The sequence below is a fragment of the Maritalea porphyrae genome, assembly GCF_027213965.1.
Lineage (GTDB): Bacteria > Pseudomonadota > Alphaproteobacteria > Rhizobiales > Devosiaceae > Maritalea > Maritalea porphyrae_A.
Genome location: NZ_JAPWGX010000003.1, coordinates 445,312 through 462,458, shown reverse-complemented (window position 1 = coordinate 462,458; position 17,147 = coordinate 445,312). Strand labels below are relative to the sequence as shown.

Genomic DNA, 17,147 nt, shown 5'->3' with positions numbered 1-17,147 from the left:
TTGCGCACCGCCCACCACACTCAAGTTAAGGAAATACGCGATGAAAGTTGTTATTGTCGAAAGCCCCGCTAAAGCTAAGACAATCAATAAGTATCTCGGAAAAGATTTCGAGGTTCTCGCGTCTTTCGGACACGTGCGTGATCTGCCGTCTAAGGATGGTTCAGTTGATCCCGAACATGATTTTGAGATGAAGTGGGAAGTTGATGCAGCGTCAAAAAAGCGCCTTACGGAAATCACGCGTGCTGTAAAAGCCGCTGACGAACTGATCCTCGCAACCGATCCGGATCGCGAAGGTGAAGCTATTTCTTGGCACGTTTTGGAAGTGCTTAGAGAAAAGAAAGCACTCAAAGACAAACCCGTCAAACGTGTTGTATTCAATGCGATTACCAAAACGGCTGTCTTGGAAGCGATGGCAAACCCTCGTGACCTTGATGTGCCGTTGGTCGACGCTTATTTGGCGCGCCGCGCACTCGACTATCTTGTGGGCTTCACGCTTTCGCCCGTCCTTTGGCGCAAATTGCCAGGCTCTCGCTCTGCGGGCCGCGTGCAATCTGTTGCTTTGCGCTTGGTTTGCGAACGCGAAACAGAAATTGAAAAATTCAAACCGCAAGAATATTGGAGCGTAACGTCCAACTTTGAAAAAGACGGCACCAAATTTGATGCGCGCCTATATACCCTTGATGGTAACAAAGTCGACAAACTCGATATTAAAACCAGCGAAGAAGCTGAAGCCATTCAAGCTGCGATTAAAGCTGGCAACATTGTTGTTGGCAAAGTTGAGAAGAAACCGACCAAGCGTAATCCATATGCGCCATTTACCACTTCAACGATCCAGCAAGATGCATCCAGTCGCCTAGGGTTCTCCCCTTCACGCACAATGCAGATCGCGCAACGCCTATATGAAGACGGTTCGATCACCTATATGCGTACCGATGGTGTGCAGATAGCGCCCGAAGCCATTGATGCAACGCGCCGCCAAATTGCGCGTGATTTTGGTGACAACTATCTGCCTGAGAAAGCGCGGATTTATCAGTCAAAAGCCAAAAACGCCCAAGAAGCGCACGAGGCCATTCGTCCGACCGATTTGTCGCGCACGCCAGCGCAGCTGAAAAACTCTGATCCAGATCAGCAAAAACTTTATGAGTTGATTTGGAAACGCACCATGGCCAGCCAAATGCGTGCAGCTGAAATTGCCCGCACAACTGCTGATCTTCGGGTTGAGGGCGATCGCCAAATCGACTTACGCGCTGTTGGTTCTGTTATTACGTTTCCAGGGTTTATGTCCCTTTATGGCGCGAGCACGCTGGACAAAGACGATGAAAACTCAAAAGAGCTTCCAGCCCTTGATACAGGCGACAAGCCTTCTTTGCTGGATGTTCTTGCAGAACAGCACCATACCCAGCCACCTGCCCGCTTTACTGAAGCCAGCTTGATCAAGAAAATGGAAGAGTTGGGCATCGGTCGCCCATCAACTTACGCTGCAACCCTTGGTGTTTTGCGCGATCGTGACTATATGAGACTTGAAAAGCGTGCACTGATCCCAGAAGATCGTGGACGTTTGGTAACAGCGTTCCTTGAAAGCTTCTTTGAACGCTATGTAGAATACGGGTTCACCGCCAGTCTTGAAGAGCAACTTGATGGCATTTCTGCCGGAGAGATCAACTACAAAGATGTGCTGACCAATTTCTGGCGCGACTTCCACGCACAAGTCGTCGAAATCAAAGATTTGCGTGTTACCGAAGTTCTCAACGCATTAAACGCGTTGCTAGGTTCACACATTTTTCCTGCTAAAGAAGACGGCAGTGATCCACGCAAATGTCCAGATTGCGATACTGGAATGTTGTCACTCAAACTTGGTCGCTATGGCGCGTTCATTGGTTGTGAGAATTATCCAGAATGCAATCACACACGTCAGTTGGCAGAAAGCGCCACGGGCCAAGCTGCAGAAACAGCTGGCGTTGGCATTATTGGCCAACACCCAGAGTTTGGTGTTGATATTGAAATGAAATCTGGTCGTTTTGGCCCCTACCTTGAAATGGTTGTTGAAGGCGAAAAGAAACGCGCCGGACTGCCAAAAGGTTGGGCACCCGAAACAATAGATTTAGAAAAAGCGGTCAAACTCATCTCGTTACCTCGAGACGTGGGTCCGCACCCAGAAGACGGCAACATGATCACAGCAGGCCTTGGCCGCTATGGACCATTCGTGTTGCACAACGGCAAATACGCAAACCTGCCAGACATTGAAGAAGTATTCAGTGTTGGCTTGAACCGCGCCGTAACCGTTTTGGCTGAAAAAGCAGCTGGCGGTGGCCGTCGCGGCGCAGCTGCGACGCTCAAAGAACTTGGTGACCACCCAGATGGTGGGCCAATGGCGGTTAAAGATGGTCGATATGGGCCTTACGTGAACTACGGCAAAATCAATGCGACTTTGCCAAAAGACACGGACCCGCAAAGCGTAACCGTTGAACAAGCGCTGGAACTAATTGCTGCCAAAGCAGCCAAAGGGCCAGCAAAGAAACGTAAAGCGCCTGCTAAGAAAAAAGCACCCGCAAAAAAGCCCGCAGCTAAAAAAGCGCCGGCAAAGAAAAAACCAGCAGCGAAAAAGACAGCTGCCAAGACATAGAAAGGGCTCTGATGGCCCGTAATGATAATCGGGGTCGCCTGCCCAAAGCACCAGATCAGCGACACGCACATAAAACCCGCGCGAAACAAAACCGCGACGGGCAAATACCTACACGCGACCAAATTGTAGAATATCTCGACATCAACCCCCACAATGCCAGCAAACGCGATATCGCGAAGGCTTTTGGCATTCGGGGTGACGACCGGATTATTCTCAAAGCACTGCTCAAGGAGATGGAAGACGACGGTCTGATCAATCGGACACGTAAAACCTATCGCCGTACTGCAGTTCTACCCTCTGTCACCGTAATTGATATTCCAAAAGACACAGACCCCAACTATATGATTGGGCACCCTGACAAATGGGATGACGACGATGGCGAGCGCCCCGGCGTTCTAATTGTTGTGGCAAAAGACGCCAAAATCGTACCTGGCCCTGGCGACCGGGTGCTGGCACGTGTGTCACCAAACGAAGTGCCAGACGGTCCTGCCTATTTGGCAAAACCCATGAAAATTCTAGATGCGCCGCGCAAGTCACTTATTGGCGTGGTGCGCATGGTAGAACGCGGCGCGCGCCTTGTGCCAGTAGAGCGCAAAGGACGTGAGATGCAAATCCACGCGGGCGATCTAAACGGTGCTAAAGACGGCGATTTAGTTGAAGTCGAACAGGCAGTTGCCGGTCGTGCGATGGTGCCAAAAGCCAAAGTGGTCAACGTTATTGGCAACCCATTGAGCGAAAAGGCCGTCAGCCTAATCGCGTTGCATAACCTTGAAATTCCGCACAAGTTCCCAAATTCGGTAATCGCGGAATCAGAAGCGGCAAAGCCTGCCGATTTGACCGGGCGTGAAGACTGGCGTCACCTGCCATTTGTCACCATTGACCCGGCAACGGCTAAAGACCACGACGATGCGGTCTATGCACAACTCGACGAAGACCCAGCCAACGAAGGTGGATTTGTTGTATATGTAGCGATTGCTGACGTGGCCCACTATGTACGCCCCGGCTCAGAAATGGAACGCGAGGCATTGCTTCGCGGCAACTCTGTCTACTTCCCTGACCGCGTTGTGCCGATGCTGCCGGAAAAGATCTCGAACAACCTATGTTCATTGATTGAATTACAAAACCGCGCGGCCCTTGGCTTGCGTATGGTATTTGATTCAGATGGTGAAAAGGTCAGCCACAGCTTCCATCGCACTCTCATTCGTTCGGCTGCCAAACTAAGCTATCAACAAGCACAAACAGCGATTGATGGCCACCCAGACGACAAAACACAGCCTTTACTTGAGCCCATCTTGAAGCCACTATTTGCAGCATTTACTGCAATGGAGCGGGCACAAAAGAAACGTGGCCCATTGGCGCTAGACTTGCCTGAACGCAAGATCATCCTCAACGACAAGGGCATGGTTCAAGACGTTCATATCCCCGAACGCCTAACCGCTCACCGCTTAATTGAAGAAATGATGATTCAATCAAACGTGTGCGCCGCCGAAACGCTCGAAAAACACAAGGTGCCGCTGCTCTATCGAGCGCATGACGCGCCATCGCAACAAAAGATGATTGGGCTAAAAGAAGCATTGTCATCAATGGAGCTGAATTTCAATCCTGGCGATACAGTGAAACCTGACCATTTCAACCGTATTTTAGCAATGGCGGAAAAAAGCGACAATCCCCATTTGGTCAACGAAATGATTTTGCGCTCGCAAGCGCAAGCCGAATACACCCATGAGAACTATGGGCACTTCGGGCTCAACCTGCGTCGCTACGCCCATTTCACCTCACCCATTCGCCGTTATGCCGATTTGATCGTTCATCGCGCCCTAATCCGCGCCCTAAAGCTTGGAAATGACGGTCTACCGCCTGAAACGGACAGCAAGCTACCGATGATCGGCGAACAGATTTCGATGACTGAGCGTCGCGCTATGGCAGCAGAACGCGAAACCACCGACCGGCTGCTTGCCTATTTCTTGGCAGACCAAGTTGGCGCCACCTTCCCTGGCCGCATTGCGGGAGTTATTGGGGCGGGACTATTTGTCCGATTGGATAAATCGGGCGCAGATGGTTTTATACCGGCAGGCACACTTGGCTCGGACTATTTCCTTCATGATGAAGGTCAACAGGCGCTGATTGGCGAACGCACCGGAGAGCGTTTTAGAATCGGTGATCAAGTTGAAGTCCGACTGGTGGAGGCTGAACCCCTTGCGGGCTCTTTGCGGTTTGAAATGCTTACCACTGGCGAGCAAGTAAAACCACCAAGGCGCAGCCGCGGGCGTAGTCCAGTTAGAAAGACGACATTCGGCAAACGCCGAAATAAAAGATAGGGATGCGGAGTGAGCATAGAAATAAGCGCAATTGCCAAGCCCAAACGAAGTGTTTGGGCCGCCATAAAAAACGGGATATCGGGTCGTTGTCCGAATTGTGGCAAAGGTAACCTTTTTAAAGGTTATCTGAAGGTGCAAGACAGTTGTTCCGAGTGCGGTGAATCCTTTCATCACCACCGTGCAGATGACGCGCCCCCCTATATTACAATGGCAATTGTTGGACACTTGGTTGTTGGTGGGATCTTCCATCTAGAATCATCCTACCAAATCGAACCCATGATCCACCTCTATTGGGCGATACCGACAATGCTAATTCTGTCGCTAGGTCTGCTACGGCCAATCAAAGGCATGATCGTGGGCGTTCAATGGGCAAATTACCTACACGGGTTCGACCCCAACTTCACCACTGCAACGGACATGCAGTAGAATAACCATTTCACAAAAACATCAATCGGGCGCTTGACTTTTTGCGCTAAATGCCTAGTTTGCGCCCGATATCGATTTTGTGCCGCGCGTATAATTCGCGTGGCCTTTTATTTGGGATTGCAGGCATGGCCAAGTCAAACACCGTCAAGATCAAGCTGGTTTCAACAGCTGACACAGGCTTCTTTTACGTAGCCAAGAAGAATTCACGCACAATGACAGAAAAGCTCACACTGAAGAAGTATGACCCTGTTGTGCGCAAGCACGTAGATTTCAAAGAATCTAAAATCAAGTAAGGTTTCTCTTTAGAAACCTATTGATGTGCGAAAAGATAAAAACCCCGCCTTTCGGCGGGGTTTTTTTAGTGGGCAGTTCAACCCAGCAAGAAGAGGCCACTCTAACGCTAGGTTGAACACGCCCGACCTACGGACCCAGGAAGTTGCGGCGGACCTGAGAAAACTCCGTAGGAATAGTCGGGTTCTTAACGAACCGCTTACCATTTTACCTACACCTACGAAGCAATTATTCCAAACAAATGCGCCCAATCGCAGCCGCATTTCGCTAGGTATGTTAAAGGCTTAACCTTAACACACCCCGTTAAGGTTGCCGCTTAATCCTAAGCGGTAACCTTTATAGATAAAACTGTATGAAGTTTGAGTTTGAAGGAGCGCTAAGCAGCATCATAAACGATACGATTGCGCCCTTCCCGTTTCGCACGATAAAGCGCGATATCAGCACGTTTGAGCATTTGCTCGGGCGTTTCATCGGGCAATTCATTTATTGAAATACCCACGCTCACCGTAATATTGAGCGGCATAGTAAGTCCTGTTTCAAATGGCTCACTAGCAACCGCATGGCGAATACGTTCCGCAATATTCTTTGCATGGACCAAATCTGTCCCAGGCATCATCACCACAAATTCTTCCCCGCCATAGCGACAAGCCAAGTCAACGCCACGAATGTTGCGCTGAAGCCGCGCTGCAAACTCTTTGAGCACTTCGTCGCCAGCCGCATGGCCGTGGGTATCATTGACCGATTTGAAGTAATCGATATCCAGCATCATCAAGCCAAGACCCCGGTCGCCTTCTTTGGCTCTATCCAGTTGCACACACATATGCCGGTCAAAATATCGCCGATTGTAAAGTCCAGTTAGCCCATCGATTACGGCCATTGCCACCGTGCTCGACAAGTTTTTGCGCAACTCATTTGAATAACGATAACGGCGCAACTGCGTACGCACACGTGCTGCAAGCTCATTGCGCTCCACTGGGCGCAAAATGAAATCATTTACGCCAAGTTCAAGTCCACGCACCACCTTTGGCTTATCCGGCACGTCGGCGACAAGAATGATGGGAATGCCGCGTGTATTCTCAAGCGTTCGAATTTGAGAACAAATCCTCAATGGATCAATTCCATCTAGCGCCATGCTAACGACCACAACTTCAAAATCTTGATCCGCTAAATGAAAGGCTGCATCTTCAGGCGTTGCAAGGTGAGTAACATTATGTTCCGTGGCCAATGACTCCATTAGCCGTTTGGCATTATGTGCATCAGAATCGATCAACAAGATGTTGCCACCTGTTGGATCGATGCCTGCTGTCATATCGACAATATCTTCAATCGCAATCGCCTGGCCAGTCACTGCCCGTGCCCGCAACTCATCAGTAAGGCCTTTAAGGCGAGCCAGACTTTTGACACGCGCCATCAGTTGAATATCATCAACAGGTTTGGTCAAAAAATCATCAGCCCCAGATTCAAGGCCACGCACTTTGTCTGAAGGTTGATCGAGTGCTGTCACCATGACCACAGGGATATGCTGTGTCTTTGGGTCAGACTTTAGCCGCTGGCAGGTTTCAAAGCCGTCCATACCCGGCATCATAACGTCCAACAAAACCAAGTCGCAATCACCGCGACGGCAAATCTCAATTGCGTCTGCGCCATTGCTTGCTTCTACAACGTCAAAATACTCAGCCGTAAGCCGAGCGGCCAACAGTTTCACATTCGTTGGAATATCATCAACAACTAATACTCGTGCCGTCATGACTATGCCTTATTCTTTGCCAGCTTAACGACCTGGCCCAATAAAATTCTCAATTGTTTCCAGGAAATGCGGCAACGAGATGGGTTTGGAAATATAGCCTTCACAGCCCCCCTCGCGAATACGCTCCTCATCACCCTTCATGGCGAACGCGGTAACGGCAATCACCGGAATATGCGCCAGCTCTTCATTCTCTTTGATCCATTTGGTCACCACCAACCCAGAGACTTCAGGCAACTGAATGTCCATCAAAATCAAATCTGGGTGATGCTCTTTCGCAATGTCTAGCGCATCAAGCCCATTTCGTGTTTGTATCGTGCGATAGCCGCGCGATTCCAACAAATCGTTGAACAGCTTCATATTTAGCTCGTTATCTTCAACGATCATCACCGTCTTTGACATAATTCCCCGGATCAAATGTTCATATGACTTGTCGAATTTAAGATGCATTTGATTTAACATCCAAAATCTTACGAAAGACGTAATAGGACCCATTTAGATGAGCTTAGTTTCCGACCAGTTTGTTGATGAAATTGCCAACGCCTGCCTGACGCATTTGATAAGTGAGCCCGAGTTGCTGGGTCAGTTTTTGGGTGAAACCGGCACATCGCCAGACGAATTGCGCGTTGAAATTGCTCAACACGTCAAAACAGGTATGATGGACTTCTTCGCCCACAATGAGCCCGCAATGCTTGCCGTTTGCGCAAACGCACGCATCAGCACAGAACAGTTTATGCGCGCCTATTATCAACTCAACCCAAGCGGCTAAAGCGAAATGGCGACACTTTGCAAGGAATGCGGCCACCAGAACGGCGAAAAGGATTTCGACCGATGTCCCGTTTGCAAGTCGCGTCGCACCATTACCCATTCAGAGCTGAATGAACTAAGTATCGCTCATGTGGATTGCGATTCTTTTTATGCCTCCGTTGAAAAACGCGACAACCCGGAATTGCGTGACAAACCGGTCATTGTTGGCGGCAGCCAACGTGGCGTTGTGTCTACCTGCTGCTATATCGCCCGGCTTAGTGGTGTCCGTTCCGCCATGCCCTCGTTTCAAGCCAAGCGCTTATGCCCACAAGCGGTTTTTGTTCGTCCACGGATGGCAGAATACGTCAAAGCCAGCAAACTGATCCGCGATGAGTTCGACAAGTTGACCCCATCTGTTGAACCACTCAGCATAGACGAGGCATTCTTAGACCTGTCTGGCACCCAAAAACTGCACCACGCCAGTCCAGCACAAAGCCTTGCTAAACTCGCACGCGATGTGGAGAAAAACGTCGGCGTGACAATTTCAATTGGGCTTTCGCACAACAAATTCTTGGCAAAAATCGCTTCTGATTTGGACAAACCACGCGGCATGGCGCTGATCGGCAAAGCCGAAACCACACAATTTCTCGCCGACAAGCCAGTGACCATCATTTATGGCATCGGTAAAAAATTCGGAGAGCGGCTGGCAAGAGATGGTATCACCCGCATTGGTCAACTGCAGGAAATGGAACTCAAGGATCTTGCCAGCCGATATGGTGAAATTGGTGCACGTCTCTATTACCTCGCGCGCGGTGAAGACAAGCGCTTGGTCAAACGCTCGCGCGGTGTAAAATCGGTATCGAACGAAACGACTTTCTTTAAGGATATAAATGACTTCGAGGAACTTTCTAAGGTGATGTTACGTCTGTCAGAAGAAGTCAGCAGCCGCATGAAAGCCAAAGATCTTGCCGGCGACACCATAACGTTAAAACTCAAAACAGCTGGATTTGCCACGCGAACACGGCGCCGCCAACTCCTCTCTCCAACTCACTTGGCACACATAATCTATGAAACAGGTCAATCGATGTTGGAAAAGGAAGTGGGCATGACCAGCTTTAGGCTAATCGGCATTGGCGTATCGGGCTTGTGCAAAGCCCCAACGAGTGACCCTGTCGATCTAATTGATCCAAAGGTTGCTCGCAAAGCAGCCGCCGAACGCGCAATGGATAAGGTGCGTGACCGCTTTGGTAAAAAAGCGGTCTTGCGCGGCAAACTAATGAGCGTCAAAAAAGAAGAAATCAAGAGCGACAAAGATTCGCCAAAACCAAAATCAACCTAGGGTACAACCATGACTCCTGAAGAAAAAATTATTGAACTTGGCTTTCAATTGCCTGCCCCTGTCGCACCACTCGCCAGCTATGTGCCAGTACAACGCACCGGAAATCTGCTGCACATTTCAGGGCAACTGCCAATGGATGCTGAGGGCCTGCGCAAAGGTCGCTTGGGGGACAATGTTGGCGTTGAACAAGCACAACAAGCTGCGCAAATCTGTGCCCTCAATATTCTTGGACAAATAAAGTCGAGTGCAGGTGTGGATCTATCCAACATTAAACAAGTTATCAAACTCGGCGTGTTTGTAGCCTGTACCGACGATTTCAATGAGCATCATCTTGTGGCAAATGGCGCATCTGACTTGATCGGCCAATTCTTGGGCGACAAGGGAAAACACGCCCGCGCCGCTGTTGGCGTGCCTTCACTTCCGCTCGGCGCAGTTGTCGAAATCGAAGCGATTGTTGAGATTGCGGATTAATGGACGATATTGCAGCTGCTTTCGCTCAGCCAATTGCCCATCGTGGTCTTCATAGCCACAAAAAGGGTATTATAGAAAACAGTGCAGACGCGTTTGCAGCTGCAATAAATGCGGGCCTTGGCATCGAATGCGACTTGCAGCTGACAGGCGATGACCAACCTGTTGTGTTTCACGACTACACTCTTGATCGTTTGACGGCACAATCTGGTAGGCTGAGGAGCATAAGTGCCGATCAATTCAGCCGCATCCCGCTCAAAGGGAGCCAAAACAAACCCCAGTCCTTTGCCGATCTGTTACAGCAAGTCGACGGACAGGTACCGCTTATCGTCGAACTGAAGTCCCAACATGATGACAATTCGCAATTGGCAAAGCATACAGTTGAAGTCGCGCAAAACTATAAGGGACCGTTGGTGTTTAAGAGTTTTGATCCAAAGCTTTTAGTTGAACTGCGACGCCATGGCTGCCCTTGGCCAATCGGCATAGTATTGGAACGCGAGAAACCAAAAAACGCACCATGGATTGTGGGATTTCTGCTTCGCCATCTCCTACATTGGCCGTGGACAAGATTTAGCTTCGTTTCCTGTAACGTAGATGATTTGGACCTTCCAATGGTGCGGTTGTACAGAACGCTCGGCTACAAAGTGATGACATGGACAGTAAAGAACGAGGCGCAACACGCCACTGCAGCCATTCATGCGGATCAAGTCGTCTTTGAAGACGAAGGGCTTTCCCAACTCGACAAAGGCAAAAAGTGAGCAAACAATCAGCGCCCATTATTGCAAAGACCTTTGGCTCAGCGACACAGATTGGGGCTGACAGTTGGAATGCTTGCGCTGGTTCTACAAACCCATTTGTTCAATATGCCTTTTTTGATGCACTTGAACGTTCGGGCAGCGCTTCGGCTCTGAGCGGCTGGCAACCTCAACATATCGCGCTAGTCGATCAAAACGACATCATCTTTGCTATTATGCCAGCTTACATCAAAAACCACTCTCAAGGCGAATATGTGTTTGACCACGCTTGGGCAGATGCATATGCGCGCGCTGGCGGCAACTATTACCCAAAGCTGCAAATTTCTGTTCCTTTCACGCCCGCCTCTGCCCCCAAACTCCTCATAAGGCCTGATGCCCCTACTGAAATGCTTGCCGCCCTGCCCGATGCCGCCGCGTCGGCAACAATCCAACTAGGGTGCTCTTCTGCGCATGCTACATTCCTTTCAAAAAACGAGCTTGCTGTATTCAAATCAAATGGCTGGCTTGAGAGAAACGATCAACAGTTTCATTGGACCAACAACAACTTCACAAATTTTGATGACTTCTTAGAGAGCCTGACTTCACGCAAACGCAAATCCATTCGCAAAGAGCGACGCGAAGCATTGGCCAATGGAATCAATGTGGTGTGGAAAACCGGGAGCGAAATCACGGAAGCGGATTGGGATGTGTTTTTTGAATTCTATCAGGACACTGGCGCGCGAAAATGGGGCTCGCCATACCTCAATCGCACTTTCTTTTCTATGATCGGCAAAAGCATGGCCGACCGGATACTGTTGATGTTTGCAAAGGACGAAGATCGTACGATCGCTGGTGCGCTCAACTTCATCGGGTCAGATACCTTGTTCGGGAGATATTGGGGATGCAATACCCATGTGCCCTTCCTGCATTTCGAATTGTGCTACTATCAAGCCATTGATTTTGCGATTCAAAACCGCCTAAAGCGTGTAGAAGCGGGCGCACAGGGTGGCCACAAACTTGCCCGCGGCTATGAACCAGTAACAACATATTCAGCCCACTTTATCGCCCATCCGGCTTTTCGAGAGGCCATTGAAGACTATTTGGTCAATGAACGTGAACACGTTGCCTTAGATCAGGCAGAAATGAAAAACTATACGCCATTTAAAAAGCAGACCTAAACCACCACTGCAATTGACAAGCATGCCGAATTTCTGCACCTCTTGAAGAAATTGCCATTCACACTTGAGCAAAGAGCGAACCATGCCTTCAAGCTACGATCCAAATAACATTTTCACCAAGATCATCGCCGGCGATATCCCAAGCCACAAAATCTTTGAAGACGATGTTTGCGTATCAATTATGGATATTATGCCGGAGAGCCGCGGTCATGTGCTGGTTGTCCCTAAAAAAGGCGCGCGCAACTTGATTGACGTTGATCCTGACGATTTGGCGGAACTGATGAAGCGCGTTCAAAAGATAGCCGTGGCGGTTAAAAAATCCATGCGCGCTGATGGGATATTGTTGCGCCAATCGAGCGAAGAAGTCGCGGGCCAAACTGTTTACCACTTACATTTTCACATCATCCCTTGCTACGCCGGGCAACGACGCAATCGGCATGGCGAAGTTGAAGTTTCAAACGACGACTTGGCAGAAATTGCCGAGCACATTCGCGCAGCTCTTTAACAAAAAGGCCGGTCAACTGACCGGCCCTTTTTAATTAGCTCTTTTCAGAACTCGTTTTTGGTTTGCTCTTTGGTGTCGATGGCACCCGAGCGCTGCTCGTTGCCGCCTTCTTGCGCGGTTTTTTGGTGATCGCTTTGCGTTTTTCTGGCCCCGTAATCGCCTTTGGCTTTGCAGGCGCAGGGGGCAAAAACTTAAGCACCAACTCGTCGGCACCTCGTTTCACATCGACTTTCACCGTACCGCCATTTTGTAGCTTGCCGAACAAGACTTCATCAGCCAATGGCTTCTTGATGTGTTCTTGAATGACCCGGCCAAGTGGACGAGCACCCATTGTCTCGTCATATCCGCGCTTGGCAATCCACTTGTTCGCAGCAGTTGTCAATTCGATGGTTACACCACGCTCGCCCAATTGTGCTTCAAGCTGAATAACAAACTTCTCAACAACTTGACTAACCACTTTGCTCGGCAAGGCACCGAACGAAATAATAGCGTCCAACCGGTTACGGAATTCTGGTGTGAAAAAGGTTTTAAGCGCCTCTTCGTCGTCACCTGTACGTTTGTTGGTTGTGAAGCCCACTGGTGCACGCGCCATATCGGCAGCACCCGCGTTCGACGTCATGATCAAAATGACGTTGCGGAACATGACTTCTTTGCCGTTATGATCGGTAAGCTTGCCGTGGTCCATAACTTGCAACAAGATGTTGAACAAATCCGGGTGTGCTTTCTCAATTTCATCAAGCAAAACAACGCAGTGCGGGTTTTGGTCGACTCCATCTGTTAACAAACCACCTTGATCAAACCCAACATAACCTGGGGGCGCACCGATCAACCGTGAAACGGTATGACGCTCCATATACTCGGACATATCAAAGCGCAAAAGCTCCACGCCAAGCGTGTCGGCAAGCTGTTTTGCTACTTCGGTTTTACCCACACCAGTTGGCCCGGTGAACAGATAAGATCCGATGGGTTTTTCAGGCTCTCGTAATCCGGCACGGGCCAGTTTTATTGCAGACGAGAGTGCTGAAATCGCATCGTCTTGCCCAAACACCACGCGCTTCAAATTGTCTTCCAAACCGGAAAGAAGCTCGGTATCAGACTTTGAGACAGATTTCGGGGGAATGCGCGCCATTGTAGCAATGGTTGCTTCAATCTCTTCCACACCAATTTGTTTCTTTCGTTCCGCTTCGGGCAACAACCGTTGCGCAGCACCAGATTCATCAACCACATCAATGGCTTTATCGGGAAGCTTGCGATCATTGATATACCTAGCGCTTAGCTCAACTGCAGTTTTAATCGCTTCATTGGTATATTCAACATCGTGATACTTTTCGTAATATGGCTTCAAGCCCTTCATAATGTCGATCGCTTCAGGAACACTTGGCTCAGCAACATCGATCTTTTGGAATCGACGAACCAAAGCACGGTCCTTTTCAAAGAACTGTCGATATTCTTTGTAGGTAGTTGAACCAATGCAGCGAATTTCGCCAGAAGCAAGCGCGGGTTTAAGCAAGTTTGATGCATCAAGTGCACCACCGGATGTTGCGCCAGCGCCGATTACCGTGTGAATTTCGTCAATGAACAATATGCTGTCAGGTTCTTTTTCAAGCGCCTTGACCACAGACTTCAAACGTTCCTCGAAATCACCACGATAGCGCGTTCCAGCCAGCAGCGCGCCCATGTCGAGCGCATAGATGGTGGCTGGTTTCAAGATCTCAGGCACGTCGCCTTCAACAATCCGCTTGGCCAACCCTTCAGCAATTGCAGTTTTACCAACTCCGGGGTCGCCAACATAAAGTGGATTGTTTTTTGAACGACGGCATAGAATTTGAATAGTACGTTTTAGCTCCGCGGCGCGACCGATCAAGGGATCAATTTTGCCCGCTTCCGCTTTGGCGTTCAAATCAACACAAAACTCATCAAGTGGCGAGGAACCGGAACCCGCTGGCCCATCGCCCTCTTCTTCTGCCCCTTGGATGGGCCGGGTTTCTGTGACACCAGACTTTGAAATGCCGTGAGATATATAGTTCACAGCATCAAGCCGCGTCATATCCTGTTGTTCAAGGAAATAGGCCGCATGGCTTTCACGTTCAGCAAATATGGCGACCAAAACATTGGCCCCCGTTACTTCGTCACGGCCAGACGACTGCACATGAATGACAGCGCGCTGAATGACGCGTTGAAAAGCAGCGGTTGGCGTCGAATCCACATCGCCATCAACAACCAGACTAGAAAGCTCGTCGACAATGAATTCTTCCAAATCTTGGCGCAGAGCTTCGCGATCAACCTCACACGCATCTAACACCGCCAGTGCATCGTCATCTTCGGTTAGCGCCAATAACAAGTGCTCCAACGTCGCCATTTCATGCGAGTGTTCGCGCGCCAAATTCATCGCGTTGTGTAGAGCCTTTTCCAAACCTCGGGAGAATGAGGGCATATCTTACTCCTACTGTTTTTCCATTACGCATTGTAATGGGTGTTGGTTCTTTTTGGCCGCGTCCATGACCTGAGTTACTTTTGTTTCTGCCACTTCGTACGGAAAAATGCCGCACTCCCCCACGCCGTGATTATGTACATGCATTGTAATAGATACGGCTTCATCTTGGTTCTTGTTGAACACTTGTTGCAAAACCGCGATTACAAATTCCATCGGCGTATAGTCATCGTTGAGCAATAGTACGCGATACAATCCGGGCCGCTTGACCTTCGTGCGCGTTTTGGTTGCAACACCAATGCCATCTCCAGAATCGTCATCGTTCTGGTCATTCGAAGACATGTAAATCTTGTTCGTCTCGTTCATGGTATTCGGTGTATTTCTCTGCTCGTGAATCCTAATCCTATTATGTATGCAAATTATGGCCAATGTTAAGACCTAGAAGGTCAAAAACTCTTCCCACGAATCTGCCACAACATGATTAAAATACGCTGCACTTTTTCAAACAAATCAAAACAATTTTACTCATTCGTAAGAAGCCGTCCGTATTTTGGTGCCGAGTGAAGTTGCTCCGGCTGCATATGTTTGCAGAATGAATACGCGGAGCACGAGTTTTGTATTGAGTACGGGCCTACGTATCGGCCCGATTTGTCTGGAGTACAGGGTGGATTTCCTCTCTGATATTTTTAAGCATCGCCGTGTTTTCACGTCAATTTTGACGTCCATCATTCTCGTGATGACAACACTTGTTGCCCCCCAACCCGCCCAAGCTGCAAACTTGCGCAAATATGCGGGTATTGTTGTGGACGCAAAAACCGGCAAGACCCTTTATTCATATGGGGCAGATTCGACCCGATATCCAGCTTCTGTCACAAAAGTGATGACGCTCTATATTGTGTTTGAAGAGCTTGCGGCAGGTCGGCTGAAACTATCTTCCAAACTCAAGGTTTCGAAATACGCGTCCTCCGCGGAACCAACAAAACTCTACCTAAAGCCTGGAACAACAATAGCTGTTTCAGACGCTATCCAAGCCTTGGTCACCAAGTCGGCGAACGATGTGGCGCGCGTAATCGCGGAAAATATTTCTGGCTCGGTTCCAAACTTCGCCGTTCGCATGACCAAAACCGCACGTGCGCTTGGTATGTCACGGACAACATACAAGAATCCATCAGGTTTGCCGAATTCAGCCCAGGTAACAACGGTGCGCGACCAAGCACGTTTGGGCATGGCGATTTTCCAGCATTTCCCACAGTATTTCAAATACTTCAAAACGCGTTCGTTCCGCTATCGGGGCAATACCTACGGCAATCACAATCGCCTACTCGGTTCAGTTCGCGGTGTTGACGGCATCAAAACTGGATATACGCGTGCTTCGGGTCACAATTTGTTGACTTCAGCCCGTCACGGCAACCGTCACATCATCGTGGCTGGTTTCGGTTTTGACTCCGGCGGTTCACGCAACACAAAAGTGAGCCAACTGGTCAACAAATATTTGCCCAAGGCACACAAAGGTAGCTACTGGAAACAAGCGTCTATCGCAAAACCAAAGGGCGGAAGTGGCAATTCGGTGGGCAATTCTCAAGAGATTGCCATCGCATTAGATGGAACACCACCCGCGCGTCCCCAATCATTGGGCGGTGGAACAATTCAAGTGGCGGCTCAAGAAGCCCCAGCAGTTCCTGCCCCACTTGCGGCTCCTGCACCACTCACTGTGGCTGTAAAACCTGCCCCAGTGGCGCCTGAACGCGTTGAAGAACCAATCGAAGTTGCATCCATTGTCAACGTACCAACACCGCCAAGCCGTCCTGAGGACCTATTGGCGGGCGACGGCACAAAGCAGCTGGGCCTTATTGCAATCAACCAGCAAGCACCGGCACCACAACGCCAAACGCTGGAACAAGCCAATGCGTTTACACCGCTTGATTTGCTGGGCAATTTGATCAACCGAAATCAGCCTTCGACCCGGTCAGCCCCAACGCCACCGCAAGGGCTCATTCCGCCCGGTAATATTGTTGACCCGCAGACAACCAGTTCCCTCGGTGCAGCAACAGCACTCAGCGAAATGCCCAAAATCTGGACCGTTCAAATCGGCGCCGCCAAAAATCAGGATGGTGCGAACCAGCTCATAGCCGAGGCAAACAATCAGCTCGCAATTTTAAAGGATTATCGTTCGTCCGTTCAATCAGTCACCCGCAACGGCCAGAGTTTTTACCGGGCGCGGTTCGTCGGGTTTACTGGTGAAGCAGAAGCAGCAACGGCATGCAACGCCCTAAAAGAAAGAAATATCAAGTGCCTAGCCCTGCCCGGCTAGGAAGTCACAACGCATGAGTAAGTGTATCGGAG

At 49.7% G+C, this 17,147-nt stretch carries 15 protein-coding genes; 11 read left to right on the top strand and 4 right to left on the bottom strand.

The window, feature by feature from the left end; genetic code table 11:
- Nucleotides 1–40: 40 nt before the first annotated feature.
- From topA to rpmG, 4 genes are all read left to right on the top strand, one after another.
- A complete protein-coding gene (topA, locus tag O4H47_RS11165) occupies nt 41–2,623 on the top strand; it encodes a type I DNA topoisomerase (protein WP_269394057.1) in 2,583 nt (860 codons plus the stop codon).
- Between the two features lie 11 nt (nt 2,624–2,634).
- Entirely contained in the window at nt 2,635–4,941 is a 2,307-nt protein-coding gene (rnr, locus tag O4H47_RS11160; protein ID WP_269394056.1) for a ribonuclease R, read from the top strand.
- A gap of 9 nt (nt 4,942–4,950) precedes the next feature.
- Complete coding sequence (locus tag O4H47_RS11155; RefSeq protein ID WP_269394055.1) at nt 4,951–5,367, top strand: DUF983 domain-containing protein; 417 nt, start codon at nt 4,951–4,953, stop codon at nt 5,365–5,367.
- A gap of 125 nt (nt 5,368–5,492) precedes the next feature.
- Entirely contained in the window at nt 5,493–5,660 is a 168-nt protein-coding gene (gene rpmG, locus O4H47_RS11150) for a 50S ribosomal protein L33 (protein ID WP_269394054.1), read from the top strand.
- Nucleotides 5,661–6,034: 374 nt separating this feature from the next.
- On the opposite strand, the gene O4H47_RS11145 is transcribed toward rpmG, so the two are convergent.
- On the bottom strand, nt 6,035–7,405 hold the full coding sequence (locus tag O4H47_RS11145) for a PleD family two-component system response regulator (RefSeq protein WP_269394053.1): 1,371 nt from the start codon (nt 7,403–7,405) through the stop codon (nt 6,035–6,037).
- Between the two features lie 24 nt (nt 7,406–7,429).
- The gene (locus O4H47_RS11140) at nt 7,430–7,804 is read right to left on the bottom strand and encodes a response regulator (RefSeq protein ID WP_269394386.1); all 375 of its coding nucleotides are present in this window, start codon (nt 7,802–7,804) and stop codon (nt 7,430–7,432) included.
- 97 nt (nt 7,805–7,901) lie between these two features.
- Here O4H47_RS11140 and O4H47_RS11135 point away from each other — a divergent pair, with 97 nt between their 5' ends.
- The 6 genes from O4H47_RS11135 to O4H47_RS11110 all read left to right on the top strand — a co-directional run bounded on the left by O4H47_RS11135 (nt 7,902) and on the right by O4H47_RS11110 (nt 12,373).
- Complete coding sequence (locus O4H47_RS11135) at nt 7,902–8,171, top strand: DUF3572 family protein (protein ID WP_269394052.1); 270 nt, start codon at nt 7,902–7,904, stop codon at nt 8,169–8,171.
- A gap of 6 nt (nt 8,172–8,177) precedes the next feature.
- A complete protein-coding gene (locus O4H47_RS11130; RefSeq protein WP_269394051.1) occupies nt 8,178–9,488 on the top strand; it encodes a DNA polymerase IV in 1,311 nt (436 codons plus the stop codon).
- Between the two features lie 9 nt (nt 9,489–9,497).
- A complete protein-coding gene (locus O4H47_RS11125) occupies nt 9,498–9,959 on the top strand; it encodes a RidA family protein (RefSeq protein ID WP_269394050.1) in 462 nt (153 codons plus the stop codon).
- Nucleotides 9,959–10,714 carry a glycerophosphodiester phosphodiesterase family protein gene (locus tag O4H47_RS11120; RefSeq protein WP_269394049.1) on the top strand — a complete coding sequence of 252 codons (756 nt, stop codon included), beginning with the start codon at nt 9,959–9,961 and terminating at the stop codon, nt 10,712–10,714. The genes O4H47_RS11125 and O4H47_RS11120 overlap by 1 nt, the downstream gene beginning before the upstream one ends.
- Nucleotides 10,711–11,868 carry a GNAT family N-acetyltransferase gene (locus tag O4H47_RS11115; protein WP_419719616.1) on the top strand — a complete coding sequence of 386 codons (1,158 nt, stop codon included), beginning with the start codon at nt 10,711–10,713 and terminating at the stop codon, nt 11,866–11,868. Before O4H47_RS11120 ends, O4H47_RS11115 begins: the two co-directional genes overlap by 4 nt.
- 82 nt (nt 11,869–11,950) lie before the next feature.
- A complete protein-coding gene (locus O4H47_RS11110) occupies nt 11,951–12,373 on the top strand; it encodes an HIT family protein (protein WP_269394048.1) in 423 nt (140 codons plus the stop codon).
- 34 nt (nt 12,374–12,407) lie between these two features.
- Here the strand turns inward: O4H47_RS11110 and clpA are convergent, their stop codons facing one another.
- Complete coding sequence (gene clpA / locus O4H47_RS11105; protein ID WP_269394047.1) at nt 12,408–14,807, bottom strand: ATP-dependent Clp protease ATP-binding subunit ClpA; 2,400 nt, start codon at nt 14,805–14,807, stop codon at nt 12,408–12,410.
- Between the two features lie 9 nt (nt 14,808–14,816).
- Entirely contained in the window at nt 14,817–15,146 is a 330-nt protein-coding gene (clpS, locus tag O4H47_RS11100) for an ATP-dependent Clp protease adapter ClpS (RefSeq protein ID WP_269394046.1), read from the bottom strand.
- Nucleotides 15,147–15,468: 322 nt separating this feature from the next.
- Here clpS and O4H47_RS11095 point away from each other — a divergent pair, with 322 nt between their 5' ends.
- Nucleotides 15,469–17,115 carry a D-alanyl-D-alanine carboxypeptidase gene (locus O4H47_RS11095; RefSeq protein ID WP_269394045.1) on the top strand — a complete coding sequence of 549 codons (1,647 nt, stop codon included), beginning with the start codon at nt 15,469–15,471 and terminating at the stop codon, nt 17,113–17,115.
- Nucleotides 17,116–17,147 lie beyond the last annotated feature (32 nt).